A 14665-nucleotide genomic window follows, 5' to 3' on the forward strand; every position below is an offset into this window, starting at 1 on the left:
CCGCCCCGCCGACCGCCCCCCTGCCCGCAGTTGCCAGACATGGATCTCCGGTTGCACGACGTCAGGTGCGATCCGAGCTGGAATTTCGCACATTATGTCCGGCAATCGCGGGGCGGTGTCTTGCAACCGATTGGCGGGCGGCACGTCGAGAGCCAAGCCGTCGAGTGAGTCTGCTCAATCCCGGACCACGGCGAGGACGGCGGCCCGGGCCGTATCGGCGGTGTCGGCGTCCAGTGCGAGCGTCGCGAACTCGCGACACTGCTCGAGGGTGACCTCGGCCAGCGCGGCGCCCACGAACGGCAGGGCCGCCGGCGCCACCGAGAGCGAACTGACGCCGAGACCCAGCAGCACCATCGCCAGATGCGGGTCGGCCGCGGCCTCGCCGCAGACGCCGACCGGCACGATCCGGCCGGTCCCTCCCGCGGCGGAGGCAGCGGCGGTCTCGACGACCCGGTGGATCAGCCGGAGCACGGCGGGCTGCCACGGGTCGTTCAGCGCGGCCAGCCCGGAGGACATGCGGTCGGCGGCCATCACGTACTGGGTGAGGTCATTGGTGCCGATCGACAGGAAGTCGACGTGGGGCAGGAAGCGATCGACGGCCACCGCCACCGCCGGCACCTCGACCATGATCCCGGGCGTCAGGCCTCGCTCGCGGCAGCGTTCGCCGAAGTCGCGGGCCTCGTCGACGGTGGCGATCATCGGGGCCATGACCCAGGGCGACTCCTGGGCGGCGCCCACCCGGCGGCCCGCCTCGGCGATGGCGTCGAGCTGCCGGTCGACCAGCCCGCGGTCGAGCAGGTCCACGCGGATCCCGCGAACCCCGAGGGCCGGGTTCTCCTCGTCCGGCATCCCGGTGAAGGCCAGCGGCTTGTCGGAGCCCGCATCCAGTGTCCGGGTCACGACCTTGGCGCCCGGGAACGCCCCGAGGACCCGGGCATAGAGCTCCGCCTGTTCCTCCACGCTCGGTTCGCTGGGCCGCGAGAGGAACGCCATCTCGGTGCGAAACAGTCCGATCCCGCCGGCCGGTCCCCGTGCCGCGTCCTCCGCGCCCTCCCCGTCCTTGACGTTGGCCAGCAGGTCCACCGGGTGGCCGTCGGCGAGGGCGGCGGGCCCGGCCCAGGCGGCCGCCTTGTCCCGCAGCTCGCGGTCCGCGGCGGCGGCCGCGGAGGCGGCCTGCGGGTCGGGCTCCGCCTGGATGGTGCCGCTGCCGCCGTCGACCAGCACGGGGGTCCCGTCCTCGATCGCGGTGAGGCCGGACGCCCCGACCACGCACGGGATCCCCAGGTCGCGGGCGATGATCACAGTGTGCGAGGTGGGCCCGCCGAACTCGCACACGATCCCGAGCACCATCACCGCGTCGAGCCCCGCCGTGTCGGCGGGGGCGAGGTCGTCGGCGAACAGGACGCCCGGTTGGTCGAAGGCCGGGATCCCCGGCTCGGGCAGGCCGCGCAGCTCCGCGATCACCCGTGCACAGATGTCCCGCAGATCGGTGATCCGCTCGGCCTGACGGCCGCCGACCCTGGTGAACATCTCCACGAAGGTCTCGGTGGCGGCGAGAGTGGCCGCCTCCACCCCGAGCCCCTTCTTCAGCTCCTTGCCCACGGCCTTGGCCCAGCCGCGGTCCCGGGCCAGCACGGCGTTGGCGGCGAGCACCTCGGCAGATACGCCGGTGGCGGCCGTCGCCCGCGCGTCGAGCCGCGCGCTCACCGTGCCGGCGGCGTCGACGAAGCGCTGCCGCTCCCGCTCGACCTGCTCGGCATCCGGCGCGGCGGTGGCGGCGGCGGCGGTGGCGGCGGCGGCGGTTCCGTCCGCAGCCGCGCCGTCGCGGGTCGTGCCCGGGCTGACCAACTCAGCGCGCTGCACCCATCGGGCCACCCCGTAGGCGAGGCCCGGCACCCTCCCGTTTCCTCGGATCGTCGTTCCGGTCTGCGCGTCAAGGGCCATAGGGCTCTCCTTAGGAGATCGGGCACGGCTACCCACGTCGAATACTAGGATTGTGACGAGAGTAACTAAAACAACTTGACTTTCCAACCGAATCGGGCAAACATCAACACAAACGGTCACGAGTGGAGGGTGGAGCCCGATGTACGGGAGCGAGCGACGACGCCACATCGCCGAGTCCCTCGCCGCCACCGGCCGGGTCACCGTCGCCGAGCTCTCGACCCAGCTCGATGTGAGCGCCGAGACCGTTCGCCGCGACCTGTCCGCACTGGAGTCCGAGGGCCTGCTCGAGCGCACCCACGGCGGCGCCGTCCCCGCGGTCCCGGGCGGCCGCATGGAGCGCACGCTGGCCGCCCGCCGCGCCGAGAACGTTGACGCCAAGTCGGCGATCGGCCGGGCCGCCCTCCCACTGCTTCCGGGCGTGGGCGGGACCGTCCTGCTCGACGCCGGATCCACCGCCGCATGTCTCGTCGAGGCCATGTCCGGCAGCCCCGCCGAGGGACGCGGACTCACTCTCATCACCAACTCCGTACCGTTGGCCGACGCCATCCACCGCGCCGGGCGCGAGACCCTGCACCTGCTCGGCGGAACCGCCCGCGGCCTGACCGGTGCCTGCGTCGGCTCCCAGACCCTCCGGGCCCTCGACGCGATCCGCGTGGACGTTGCCTTCATCGGCACCAACGGCCTCGACGCGGAACGGGGCCTGACCACACAGGACACCGAGGAGGCCGCGGTGAAGTCGGCAATCTGCCGGGCCGCCCGCCGCGTCGTCCTCCTCGCCGACTCGAGCAAGTTCGGCCGCGACTTCCTGGTCTCGTTCGCCGACCTCGACCGCATCGACATCCTGGTCACCGACACCCGTCCCACCGGCGCGCTGGCCGCCGCGCTCGACACCCGCGGAATCGAGGTCCTGCTGCCATGATCGTCACGCTCACCATGAACCCGTCCGTCGACCGCACGGCCACGTTGCCGGTGCCGCTCCAGGTCGGTGGGGTGAACCGCATCGCGGAGATCGACGATTCCCCCGGCGGCAAGGGCGTCAACGTGGCCCGGGTGGTGGCCGCCGGCGGCACCGCGGCGCGCGCGGTCTTCCCGGCCCCGGCCGAGGACCCGTTCGTCTCGATGTGCGCCGCCGCCGAGGTCTCAACGACCGTCGTGCCGGCCGACGGGGCGGTGCGGGTCAATCTCACCGCCGTCGACCCCGAGGGCACCACCACCAAGATCAACGCCCCCGGCCCCGAACTCGACGCGGCGACCCTCGACCGCGCCCGGACCACCGTCGCCGATCTCGCGGGGGAGGCCTCGTGGGTGGTGCTGTGCGGGTCGCTGCCGCGCGGCGTGCCGGACGACTTCTACGCGGGCCTGGTCATCGAACTCCGTGCGGCCGGCGTCCGCGTCGCCGTCGACACCTCCGACGCTCCGCTGGCGGCCCTCGCCGCGCGTTTCCCCCAGGCCGCCCCGGACCTGGTCAAACCCAACGGCGAGGAGCTCGGCCAGCTCGCCGGCGTGGACGGCGTCGAGCTGGAGCAGCGCGCCGCGGCGGGCGACCTCGCGCCGGTCGTGGGGGCCGCCCGCGCCCTGCGCGACAAGGGCGTGGGTGCGGCGCTGGTGACGTTGGGCGGTGCCGGCGCGGTTCTCGTCGACGACGACGAGGCCTGGTTCGTCCAGGCCCCCGCCGTGCGCGTTCGCTCGACCGTCGGTGCCGGCGACTCCTCGCTGGCCGGCTACCTGCTGGCCGAGGCCCGCAGACTCGGACCGGCGGAGCGCCTCGAGTGGGCGGTCTGCCACGGCAGCGTCGCCGCGTCCCTGCCCGGCACCGGGCTGCCGCTCGGCCTCGACCCCGCAACCCTCCGCGCGACGCTGCGCCGACTCGACTGAACAGCGCGTCCCGCCCGGCAGCCGGTCCACCCACACCGACCCGACAAGACCCACCCCCTCGCCCTACCAAGGACACGGAGTACGGCCATGAACAACCCGATCATCGAGACCGCCACCGTGCGGCTCGACGCGGATCTCGGCGGCAGCAAGGAGGAGGTCATCCGGTCGCTGGCCGGGGCCCTTGTCGACGCCGGCCGCGCCCATGACCTCGACACGATGGTCACCGACCTGCTGGCCCGCGAGGCCAAGGCCGCCACCGGGATGAAGGGCGGGATCGCGATCCCGCACTGCAAGTCCGAGGCCGTGGACCAGCCCAGCCTCGGGTTCGCCCGGCTCGACCCCGCCGTGGACTTCGGCGCGAAGGACGGGCCCGCCGATCTGGTGTTCCTCATCGGCGCGCCGGCCGGCGGCGGGAAGGAACACCTCAAGCTGCTGGCCACCCTCGCCCGGAACCTCGTGCGTGCGGAGTTCGTGGCGGCGCTGCGGGCGGCGGCGACGCCGGAGGAGGCAGTCGACGTGATCCAGGGGGTGCTGTCTCCGGCAGAGGAGGCCTCGTCGTCGTCATCATCGTCATCGTCGTCGTCACCCTCCTCCTCCGACCAGTCCGGTGCCGCCGCGGGTGCGGCAGGCGCGGCGGCCACGACAGGCGCAGTGACGGCGACCTCCGTCGGCTCGGGCGGCGGCGGATCCACCACCCGGCTGGTCGCGGTGACCGCCTGCCCCACCGGCATCGCCCACACCTATATGGCCGCCGACTCGCTGGCCCAGGCGGCCACGGCGCGCGGCATCGACCTGCAGGTCGAGACCCAGGGATCCGCCGGTGCGACCCCGCTCGACCCGGCGGTGATCGAGGCCGCCGACGCCGTGGTGTTCGCCACCGACGTCGGCGTGCGCGACCGCGGCCGGTTCGCCGGCAAACCCGTGGTCGAGTACGGCGTGAAGAAGGCCATCGACGCGCCCGAGGAGGTGCTCGACGACGCCGTCGCCGCGGCCCGGAACCCGAACGCGCGTACCGTCACCGGCGACTCGGGCGGCTCCGGCGCCGAGGCCGGCGGTTCCGGCGCGAACGAGCACTGGGCGCGCGGCCTGCAGCGGGCCGTGATGACCGGCGTGTCCTACATGATCCCGTTCGTCGCGGCCGGCGGCCTGCTCATGGCTCTCGGCTTCCTCTTCGGCGGTTACGACGTCGCCTATGTCTGGCAGTCGCTCGCCACCGATTTCTCGCTGACCGATCTGCCCGGGGAGATCTGGGCGCTCGACGGCGAGATCGTCACCGCGGGCACCGCCGGGGCCGAAGTGCTCTCGCGCACCGGGCTGAGCCTCTACATCGGTGCGGTGCTGTTCGCGATCGGGCAGGCCGCGATGGGCTTCATGATCGCCGTCCTGTCCGGCTACATCGCCTACGGGCTGGCCGACCGGCCCGGGCTCGCCCCCGGCTTCGTCGGCGGCGCGATCGCGGTGTCACTCGACGCCGGCTTCATCGGCGCGCTCATCACCGGCATCGTCGCCGGCTACCTCGTGCGCTGGATGACCTCGTGGAACGTGCCGCGCTGGCTGGCCGGGCTCATGCCCGTCGTCCTGATCCCGCTGCTGGGCTCGCTGGTGATCGGCCTGCTCATGTTTCTGTTGCTCGGACGCCCGCTCGCCGCCGTGTCCGAGGGGCTGGAGTCGTGGCTCAACGGCATGACCGGCTCGTCCATGATCGTGCTGGGCGTGGTGTTGGGCCTGATGATGTGCTTCGACCTCGGTGGGCCCGTCAACAAGGCGGCGTACACGTTCGCCACCGCCGGGCTGGCGATCGACAATGCCGCATCGCTCAAGATCATGGCCGCCGTGATGGCCGCGGGCATGGTCCCGCCGCTGGCGATGGCCCTGGCCACGGTCGTGCGCGCGCGGCTGTTCAGTGAGGCCGAGCGGGAGAACGGCCGGGCCGCGTTCCTGCTGGGCGCCAGCTTCATCACCGAGGGCGCGATCCCGTTCGCGGCCGCCGACCCGCTGCGGGTGATCCCGTCGATGATGGCCGGTGGCGCCGTCACCGGTGCGCTGATCATGGCGTTCTCGGTCGAGTCGTACGCGCCGCACGGCGGCATCTTCGTGCTGTTCGCGATCAACCCGGTGTGGGGCTACCTCGTCGCGATCCTCGCGGGCATGCTGGTCTCGTGCGCGGCCGTGGTGATCGCCAAGTCCGCCCGCCGCGAGCCGGCACCGGCTGTCGCCCCGGCCACCGTGGCCGCCTGACCTTTCCCTCCCGACCGGAACCCGGCTCGACCGAAACCCGGCCCGATCAGACCCCGAACCATCCCAGAGGAGACACCATGCCCAGTAAGTCCGTGATCGTCGGCTCCGCCGAGGGCCTGCACGCCCGCCCTGCCGGGATCATCGCCGAGGCCGCCGAGAAGTACGACGACGACATCGTCATCACCTTCGGCGACGAGGAGGCCGACGCCGACTCCGCGATGCTCATCATGGCGCTCGGCGCCGAGAAGGGCGCCGAGGTGACCGTGAGCGGCGACAACGCCGACGCGGTGGCCGAGATCGCCCGGCTCGTCGAGCAGGATCTCGACGCGGAGTAGCGGGAGGCCTCCGTTTCCCTCCGCCGCCTCCTCCGCCCGACCCCACCAGAGGCCCGGGTGGCCCCGGCAGACGACGGGTTGCCCGCCGGCGGTACGCACGTACGCTGAGCACTGTGCTGGACGTCCTGACCACTGCTGATGACGGGCCGGCGGTGCAGCCGGGCCGGCAGCCGGAGTCTGCGGCGCCTGCGGGTTCGGCTGCGACGGCGATCGCGACGATCATCGCGGCAGACGGGTCGGCGCCCCTGCCCGTCGGCACGTCGATGTTGGTCGAGTCCGGTGGCAGGATGCGGGGATCGCTCACCGGCGGGTGTGTTGAGGGCGCCGTGCTCGTGGCCTGTCAGGAGGCCCTCGAGACGGGGCGCTCCGCCGTCCACCGGTTCGGATACAGCGACGACGACGCCTTCGCGGTCGGTCTCATGTGCGGCGGCACGATCGACGTCCTGGTGCAGCCGCTCGACCCGCGCTTCGCGACGTCGGCTCCTGCGGCACCAACGCCGACCCCGGGCCAGGCCCTTGCCCCGGCCGAATCACCTGCCGCCTCGGCGACCGCTTCGCCCGCAGCAATGGTTGCCCGCGTTCCCGGACCGTCGCCCGCCCGCCTGCCCGGCGTCGCCGCTATCGACACCTGCGAGGACGACGCCGTCGCAGCGGCGCTGACCCCCCTCGTGCCGCGGACCGTGCTCGCCAACGCCACCCGCCAGGTCGCCGCGATGGTGCGGCGCGGGGACACCGGCCTCGTGCGGGTCGCGGCGGCCGGCGAGTCAGCGGAGCCGGTCGAGTTGTTCGTCGAGTCGCACCGCCCACCTGCGCACCTGGTGATCTGCGGCGCGAACGCCTTCGGTCAGGCGCTCGTCGAGGCCGCCCGTCCGCTGGGACACCGCCTCACGCTGTGTGACCCGCGGCCCGCTTTTGCCGACCCCGGCGCGTTCCCGGGCGCCGAGGTCGTCCGCGCCTGGCCCCACCGCTATCTCGCCGACGCCGCGGAGTCCGGCGACGTCGACTCACGCACCATCATCTGCGTGCTCACCCACGACCCGAAGATCGACATACCGACGCTCAGTCTGGCGCTGCAACTCGACGTGGCCTACGTCGGCGCCATGGGGTCGAGGCGCAGTGACCGCGACCGCCGGGCCGCGCTCCGCGATGCCGGGGTCGACGACGAGGCGCTGGCCCGGCTGCGCTCCCCCATCGGCCTGGGGCTGGGCGCCGTGACTCCCGCCGAGGTCGCGGTCTCGATCCTCGCGGAGGTCATCGCCGTCCGCGAGCGCCGGCCCCGCGTCACTTCACTGAGCGACGACGACGCGCCTCTGCATTCGCCGGAGAGCTGATCAGGGCCCGGGTCAGGGCGCCAGTCGCGTCAGATCGTCGGGGGTGTCCACGTCGGCGCCGTCATCGTGGTCCGAGCAGTCCACCAACCGGACGAGTTCGTGCTGCGTGCTGAGCAACCCGCGCGCCCCGACGTCGCCGTGCGCGGCGGCAGCCGCGTCGCCGGTCCAGCGGGCGTCGAACAGCACCGGGTGCCCGCGTCGCAGGCGCCCGCCGGGCTCGCGGTGGGCGGCCGCGGTGATGCCACCCGGGTGGTGTGCGTGAATCACCCGCTCGATGGCGGCGGCGCTGACTCCCGGCTGGTCGACCGGCATCACCAGCACGTCCACCCCGGCGCCGAGGGCCTCGAGACCACACCTGAGCGATGTGCCCATCCCCGCGGGCCAGTCCGGGTTCTCGATGCACCGCACGTCCCGGAGCGGGCCGAGCGCCTCCGCGACCTCGCGAGCGCCCGCCCCGGTCACCACGGTCACGCGGCCGCACCCGCCGGCGAGCATCGCGTCGGCGACGTGCTCGACCAGCGTCACGCCGCCGTGCTGCAACAGTGCCTTGGGTCCCCGGCCGAGGCGGCGGCCTTCACCGGCGGCGAGGAGAAGTCCCTCCAGCTGCTCACGCCGGGCCGGGCCCGGCTCGGGCTGGGAGCTCACGCCCGCAGGAACGCGTCCCCGAACGCGGGCAGCTCCCGCACCCGCACCCCGGTCGCGTGATAGGCGGCGTTCACGATCGACGCGGCCGCGCCGACGATCCCGATCTCGCCGATGCCGCGCGCGCCGAGGGGCCCGGCGTGGGGATCGGACTCGTCGAGCCACTCCACCTCGATCTCGGGGATGTCGGCGTTGACCGGCACGTGGTACTCGGCGAGGTCGTGGTTGACCACGTGGCCGAACCGCGGATCCATCTCGCCCTTCTCGTGCAACGCCATCCCCACACCCATCGTCATTCCGCCGATGAACTGCGAGCGCGCCGTACGGGGGTTGACGATGCGCCCGGCGGAGAAGACCCCGAGCATGCGATCGAGCCGGATCTCCCCGGTCAGCTCGTTGATGCTGACCTGCGCGAAGTGCGCGCCGAACGAGTGCATCGCGACCTCCTTCTCGGCGGGGTTCTCCCCCGCCTCGGCCTGCGACTCGGCCCCGGGCGCGGGGTCGGCGCCGTGCTCGCGACGGAACTCCTCGGCGGCCAGGAGGATCGCGGCGCCCCAGCTCGCCAGACCGGTCGATCCGCCGGCGACGGTGGCGTTCGGCAGGTCCGTGTCGCCGATCCCCAGATCGATCTGCTCGACCGGCACCCCCAGCCCGTCCGCCGCCACCTGGGCGAGCACGGTCCAGGTGCCGGTGCCGATGTCCGCGGCGCCGATGTCGACCCGGTAGCCGTCGTCGGTGCGGCGGATGCGCGCGATGGAGCCCGGCTGCCGCAGGGCCGGGTAGGTGGCGGCCGCGACGCCCGTGCCGATCAGCCACCCGTTCTCCCGGCGGGACCGCGGCGCCGGGTCGCGGCCTGACCACCCGAAACGGTCGGCGCCCGAGCGCAGGCAGTCGATCAGCCGTCGCTGGTTGAAGGGCAGCCCGGTGTCCGGGTGCCGGGCGGGCTCGTTGCGGACGCGCACCTCGATCGGGTCGAGGCCCGTGGCCACGGCGAGCTCGTCCATCGCGATCTCCAGGCCCACCATGCCGGCCGCCTCCCCCGGCGCGCGCATCCAGGACGGCACCGGGGCGTCGAGCGGGACCACCTTCTGCGTGAGCCGCCGGTGCTCGGCGGCGTACATCATCCGGACCGGCTTGATCGCCAGCTCCGGGAACTCCTTGGTGTGGGAGGACATGGACACGGCGTCGAACCCGATGGCGGTGAGCCGACCGTCGCGATCCGCCCCCAGCCGCACGTGCTGCGAGGTGGCGGGGCGGTGCCCCGTGAGGGCGAACATCTGCTGCCGGGAGACCGCATAGGCGACCCGACGCCCCGGGACGGCCCGGGCCGCGAGTGCGGTGAGCATGAGATCGGCGTGGGGCATCCCCTTGGATCCGAACCCGCCGCCCACATGAGGGTTGATGATGCGGATCTGCTCGCGGTCGAGGCCGAGGATCGGCGCGATCATGTCGCGGGCGGGGTGCGCACCCTGGGTCGAGAGCCAGAGCGTGAGCTCGTCGTCGTCCCATCGGGCGACGGTGGTGTGCGGCTCCATGGGGTTGTTGTGCTCCATGGGGGTGCCGTACACGGCGTCCACCACGATGTCCGCGTCCGCCAGTGCCGCGTCGACGTCCCCGAGGATGTACTCGGCCGAGTCCGGGTCCTCGGGGAGCCGGGCGGACGGGTGGTCACGCCGGAAGTCCGTGTCGTGTGGCTCGGTCTCGTAGGTCACCTCGACCAGGTCCGCGGCGCGCCGTGCCTGTTCGGGCGTGGTGGCGACGACCGCACCCAGGTACTGCCCCCGGAACCCGATCTCGGCGTCGCGGAGGATCGCGAGTTCCCGGTCGTCGGTCTCCGCCAGCGGCGGGGCGTTGTCCGGTGTGAGGACGTGGACGACCCCGTCCATCGCCTCGGCCGCGGACGTGTCCAGCACCAGGGCCCGGCCGCGCGCGATCGTCGCCTGGAGGGGAAAGAGGTACAGCGGGTCGGGCCCGGGGTGTTCGTAGGCGTAGCGGGCCCGGCCACGCACCTTGTCGGCGCCGTCGGACCGGACCCGGTCGGTGCCGATCGCGGAGGCGGGCAGGAGTTCGGCCATCGTCTACACCTTCGTGTCCGTGAGCTCGCCGAGCACGGTCATGATCGCCCCGCGCGTCATCGGCACCTTGAACTCGTTGCCCTCCAGCGGCGCGGCGGCCTCGAGCTCGGCGTCGGCCGCCCGGCGGAAGGTCTCCGGTGAGGGCCGTGCGCCGCGCAGCTCGGCCTCGGCGCGGCGTGCGCGCCACGGTTTGTGCGCGACCCCGCCGAGTGCGATCGACGCCTCGCGGATCACGGGCTCGGGCCCCGAGTCGTCGAGGTCGACCACCGCGGCCACGGAGGCCAGCGCGAACGCGTACGAGGCGCGATCGCGGATCTTGCGGTACGTCGACCGGCCCGCCGGCGGCGGCGGGAGCTCGACCGCGGAGATGAGGTCGCCGTGGCCCAGCACCGTGTCCTTGTCCGGCCGGTCGTCGGGCAGTCTGTGCAGGTCCGTCACGGGTATCCGGCGCTCCCCGTCGGAGGTGAGGACGACGACGACGGCGTCGAGTGCCGCGAGCGCTACCGCCATATCCGAGGGATGGGTGGCCACACAGGCCTCGGATGCGCCGAGTATCGCGTGATAGCGCACATATCCGCCGATCGCCGAGCAGCCCGACCCGGGCTCGCGCTTGTTGCAGGGCGTGGTGACGTCCTGGAAGTAGACGCAGCGCGTGCGCTGCAGGAGGTTCCCGCCCGTCGTGGCGGCGTTGCGCAGCTGGCCGGAGGCGCCGGAGAGCAGGGCGCGCGACAGCACCGGGTAGTCGTGGCGGATCCGTGGGTGGGCGGCCAGATCGCTGTTGCGGACCATGGCGCCCACGCGGACCCCGCCGTCGCCGGAGTCCTCGACCGCGTCCAGCTCCAGACGCCCGATGTCCACGACCGTGTCCGGCGCGGCGATCCCGAGCTTGAGGTGGTCGACGAGGTTGGTGCCGCCGGCGAGGAACACGGCCCCGGGTCGGTCGGCGACGGCGGCCACGGCGTGGCCGGGATCGGTGGCCCGTTCGTACTCGAATTGCTTCATCGGTCCTCCCGGGCGGCATCGCGTACGGCGGCCAAGATGTTGACGTAGGCGCCGCACCGGCACAGGTTTCCGCTCATGCGTTCGCGGATCTCGTCGTCGTCGTCGGACAGGTCGACACGCGCCTCGAGGTTCTCGGTGACCACGCTGGGCGCGCCGTCGGCCGCCTCGCGGATCGCGCCCACCGCGGAGCAGACCTGGCCGGGCGTGCAGTATCCGCACTGGAAGGCGTCGCGGTCCAGGAAGGCGCGGTGCACCGGGGCGAGGTCGCCCTCGGCGGCGAGGCCGTCGGAGGTGGTGATCTCCGCGCCGTCCTGGCTCAGCACCAGCAGTAGGCAGGAGTTGAGCCGCCGACCGTCCACCAGGACCGTGCACGCTCCACACTGACCGTGGTCGCAGCCCTTCTTCGGGGAGAAGTTCTGCAGGTGGTCGCGGAGGGCGTCGAGCAGGGTGGTCCGTGGGTCCACGCTCAGCGAGTGTTCGTGGCCGTCGACCACCAGGTTCACAGATCGGTCCATGGGCCCTCCACACCTGTCACGGGGCCGACCCTGCGGGCGGCGCCTCGTCGTCGTCGTGTGGCGCCACCCTCCTCCCCCGGACAGGAACCCCGCAACCGGTCGGGCCGCGCCGCGGCCATACCCCACGCCAATCAAGCATTTGCTTGGTTAGGTGGACAAACCTATGCTCGACGGAGACGGCACACCGCTGACGACGGACCGGCGCCGAGCTCCGGAACCGTCGCCGCACGAAGAGATGAGAGGTCGCGCGATGACCCAGTCGGTCGCCCCAGGTCGGGAAGCACTGTTCCAGCCGCTCGAGATCCGTTCCCTGCAGCTCGCCAACCGCCTGGCGATGTCGCCGATGACCCGCATGGGCTGCCCCGACGCACTGCCGGACGAGGTCAACCGCGCGTACTACGCCTCCCGCGCGGCCGGTGGGACCGGGCTCGTGGTCACGGAGGGCATCGGCGTGGACCACCCGACCTCGGTGGACCATTCCTGGATTCCGCGCCTGGACACGCCGGAGTCGGTCGAGGCCTGGCGACTGGTGACGGACGCGGTGCATGCGGCGGGCGGCAGCATCATCGCCCAGCTCTGGCACGTGGGGCCGCTCTGGGGAGCCAACGCCCGGTTCGACAAGCCGAACCGCGACCGCCTGATGGAGATGCGGCCGATGCGGCCGTCGGGACTGTGGGGCACCCCGGGCGTGACCACCTACTCCGAGCGCAGCGTCGCACGGTGGTCGCCGGAGATCGAGCCGATGACCGAGGCCGAGATCGCCGAGACGATCGAGGCGTACGCGCGGTCGGCGAAGCTGGCGATGGAGGCGGGCTTCGACGGCGTGACCCTCCACGGCGGCCACGGCTACCTGCTGGACGCGTTCGTCTGGGCCGACACCAACCGCCGCACCGACTCCTGGGGTGGCGATCTGGCCGCGCGCGTCCGCTACCCGGCGGCCGTGGTGGCGGCGGTCCGCGAGGCGATCGGCCCCGACGCGCCGCTGTTCTACCGCTTCTCCCAGCACACGCAGCAGGACTACACGGCCCGCAAGGCCGAGAACCCCGAGGAGCTGGGCATCTACCTGGGCGCGCTCGCGGAGGCCGGCGTGGATCTGTTCGACGCGTCGACGCGCCGGTTCAGCGATCCGGCGTTCCCCGACCTCGAGGGTGACGACGGCAAGGTCACCCTGGCCGGTTGGGCCCGCCGGCTCACGGGCAAGGCGTCCGGAGCCGTGGGCGGGGTGGGCATCGGCACCTCGCTACGCGAGCAGAAGTCCGGGGCCGAGGTCCGGATGTCGGACAACGTGGATTCGGTCGTGGAGCTCATGAACCGCGGGGAGTTCGATCTCATCTCCGTGGGCCGCCTGCACCTGGCCGACCCGGCTCTCGCCGGGATCCTGCGCTCCGCCGGCCCCCTGCCCGAGTTCATCCGCGAGGAGCACGAGGCACCGCTGCGCGCGCCGCAGTCCTGATCCGGGGTCGGCCAGTCCGGGGCCCGGTGGATCGGGCGGTGCGAGACGGCCTCGCAGCGGCGACGAGCGTGGCCGCGGACGACCACTGAGACCGGGAAATTCGGTAGTCGTACACCCCTTGACTTGACAGGTCTGTATACATAGTCTGAAGCCGAGGTTTACAGACCTGTATACCCACCTCCTAGCCCGACCCCTCAAGGAGGGAAATCATGTCGCCGTTCCGTCCCTTCATCGACCTTCTCGCCCAGCTGTGGTTCGCCCTCGACACCGCCAGTGCTGTCCGTCATGGCAAGCCCGTCTCCGAGCGGGCCCGCGTGTACTGCATGACCGACCACGCGCCCACCCGGGCGCACCTCGGCTCCGTCGCTGCGTAGGTCCCAGCATCTGCCGCTGCACCTACTGCCGGCCCACCGACGGGTGAGCAGCGTCACGCGGGCAAAGAGCTCGATCGGGCACTTCTCGCGACCGAAGTGATTAAGTTCTTATTGAACACGATCGTTCTCGCCTGCTTCCACAAACGAGGTTCCCCACATGACCACTTCCACCTTCACCCCTGTCGCCAAGGGCATGCGCCTGGCCCTGATAGCCGGCGGTCTCATCGCGATCGCCTTCGGCATCGCCGTGCTCGTCTGGCCGGGCAAGACCGCCGTCGTCATCACCGGCGTCATCGCGGTCTGGGCCATCGTGGCCGGGCTCATCTACATCGCTGTGTCGTTCGCCACCACCGGCCATTCCACCGGCAGTCGGGTGGGCCACGGCCTGCTCGGCGTGCTCTACATCGTCGCGGGCATCTACGCCTTCGTCTCACTGCAGCAGTCGGCGGCCTTCCTCGCGATCTTCGCCACCGTGTTGATCGGCGTCATGTGGATCTTCGAGGGCTTCACTGCCCTGTTCAACCTCGGCGAAGCCAGCTCGAAGGGCATCACGATCTTCTTCGCGATCATCTCCGTGCTCGCCGGCATCTCGCTGGTGAGCACGCCCCTGTGGGGAGCCGGCTTCCTGTGGTGGCTCGCCGGCATCGCACTTCTCGTCCTGGGCGTGCTCAACGTGATCCGAGGCTTCTCGATCAAGGCCTGACGCGCCGACCGGCCGCGGTCAACCAGGGTTATCTCGAGGCCCTCTCGTACCGGGGAATGCCTCGAAACCCGCCAGCAGGCCGGGAGCGAACCTCCAGCGAACTGCGAGCCGTCACTTCGGTCAGCATTCGGCCAGGTGGGCGGCGGCGGGTGGCCGCTCGCCCGGTGACGCTCCGCGC

13 protein-coding genes are annotated in these 14665 nt (G+C 72.3%); 8 read left to right on the top strand and 5 right to left on the bottom strand.

The window, feature by feature from the left end; all coding sequences use genetic code 11:
* Nucleotides 1–174: 174 nt before the first annotated feature.
* Nucleotides 175–1944: a putative PEP-binding protein gene (locus ACWGLC_RS00660; RefSeq protein ID WP_452098107.1), complete on the bottom strand. Its 1770-nt coding sequence runs from the start codon at nt 1942–1944 to the stop codon at nt 175–177.
* A 139-nt stretch (nt 1945–2083) separates the two neighbouring features.
* On the opposite strand from ACWGLC_RS00660, the gene ACWGLC_RS00665 reads away from it, so the two are divergent.
* The 5 genes from ACWGLC_RS00665 (at nt 2084) to ACWGLC_RS00685 (ending at nt 7723) form a co-directional block, all read left to right on the top strand.
* Nucleotides 2084–2863: a DeoR/GlpR family DNA-binding transcription regulator gene (locus tag ACWGLC_RS00665; protein WP_452098108.1), complete on the top strand. Its 780-nt coding sequence runs from the start codon at nt 2084–2086 to the stop codon at nt 2861–2863.
* Nucleotides 2860–3819, top strand: a complete 960-nt coding sequence (locus ACWGLC_RS00670; protein ID WP_452098109.1) for a 1-phosphofructokinase family hexose kinase — start codon at nt 2860–2862, stop codon at nt 3817–3819. The genes ACWGLC_RS00665 and ACWGLC_RS00670 overlap by 4 nt, the downstream gene beginning before the upstream one ends.
* A gap of 87 nt (nt 3820–3906) precedes the next feature.
* Nucleotides 3907–6057, top strand: a complete 2151-nt coding sequence (locus ACWGLC_RS00675) for a PTS fructose transporter subunit IIABC (RefSeq protein ID WP_452098110.1) — start codon at nt 3907–3909, stop codon at nt 6055–6057.
* Between the two features lie 77 nt (nt 6058–6134).
* On the top strand, nt 6135–6392 hold the full coding sequence (locus tag ACWGLC_RS00680; protein ID WP_452098111.1) for an HPr family phosphocarrier protein: 258 nt from the start codon (nt 6135–6137) through the stop codon (nt 6390–6392).
* 113 nt (nt 6393–6505) lie between these two features.
* Entirely contained in the window at nt 6506–7723 is a 1218-nt protein-coding gene (locus tag ACWGLC_RS00685; protein WP_452098112.1) for an XdhC family protein, read from the top strand.
* A 12-nt stretch (nt 7724–7735) separates the two neighbouring features.
* On the opposite strand, the gene ACWGLC_RS00690 is transcribed toward ACWGLC_RS00685, so the two are convergent.
* Genes ACWGLC_RS00690 through ACWGLC_RS00705 form a run of 4 tightly spaced genes read right to left on the bottom strand, consistent with a single transcriptional unit; the run spans nt 7736 to nt 11957 of the window.
* The gene (locus ACWGLC_RS00690; protein WP_452098113.1) at nt 7736–8368 is read right to left on the bottom strand and encodes a nucleotidyltransferase family protein; all 633 of its coding nucleotides are present in this window, start codon (nt 8366–8368) and stop codon (nt 7736–7738) included.
* The gene (locus ACWGLC_RS00695) at nt 8365–10440 is read right to left on the bottom strand and encodes a xanthine dehydrogenase family protein molybdopterin-binding subunit (RefSeq protein WP_452098114.1); all 2076 of its coding nucleotides are present in this window, start codon (nt 10438–10440) and stop codon (nt 8365–8367) included. Before ACWGLC_RS00695 ends, ACWGLC_RS00690 begins: the two co-directional genes overlap by 4 nt.
* A 3-nt stretch (nt 10441–10443) precedes the next feature.
* Nucleotides 10444–11442, bottom strand: a complete 999-nt coding sequence (locus ACWGLC_RS00700; protein WP_452098115.1) for an FAD binding domain-containing protein — start codon at nt 11440–11442, stop codon at nt 10444–10446.
* Nucleotides 11439–11957: a (2Fe-2S)-binding protein gene (locus ACWGLC_RS00705; RefSeq protein WP_452098116.1), complete on the bottom strand. Its 519-nt coding sequence runs from the start codon at nt 11955–11957 to the stop codon at nt 11439–11441. The genes ACWGLC_RS00700 and ACWGLC_RS00705 overlap by 4 nt, the downstream gene beginning before the upstream one ends.
* Before the next feature lie 250 nt (nt 11958–12207).
* On the opposite strand from ACWGLC_RS00705, the gene ACWGLC_RS00710 reads away from it, so the two are divergent.
* The 3 genes from ACWGLC_RS00710 (at nt 12208) to ACWGLC_RS00720 (ending at nt 14487) form a co-directional block, all read left to right on the top strand.
* On the top strand, nt 12208–13410 hold the full coding sequence (locus ACWGLC_RS00710; RefSeq protein ID WP_452098117.1) for an oxidoreductase: 1203 nt from the start codon (nt 12208–12210) through the stop codon (nt 13408–13410).
* Between the two features lie 209 nt (nt 13411–13619).
* A complete protein-coding gene (locus tag ACWGLC_RS00715; RefSeq protein WP_452098118.1) occupies nt 13620–13784 on the top strand; it encodes a hypothetical protein in 165 nt (54 codons plus the stop codon).
* A gap of 157 nt (nt 13785–13941) precedes the next feature.
* Nucleotides 13942–14487 (top strand): HdeD family acid-resistance protein, encoded by a 546-nt coding sequence (locus ACWGLC_RS00720; protein ID WP_452098119.1) that lies wholly within the window; start codon nt 13942–13944, stop codon nt 14485–14487.
* Nucleotides 14488–14665: the final 178 nt, after the last annotated feature.

Source organism: Dietzia sp. NPDC055877 (genome assembly GCF_053615975.1).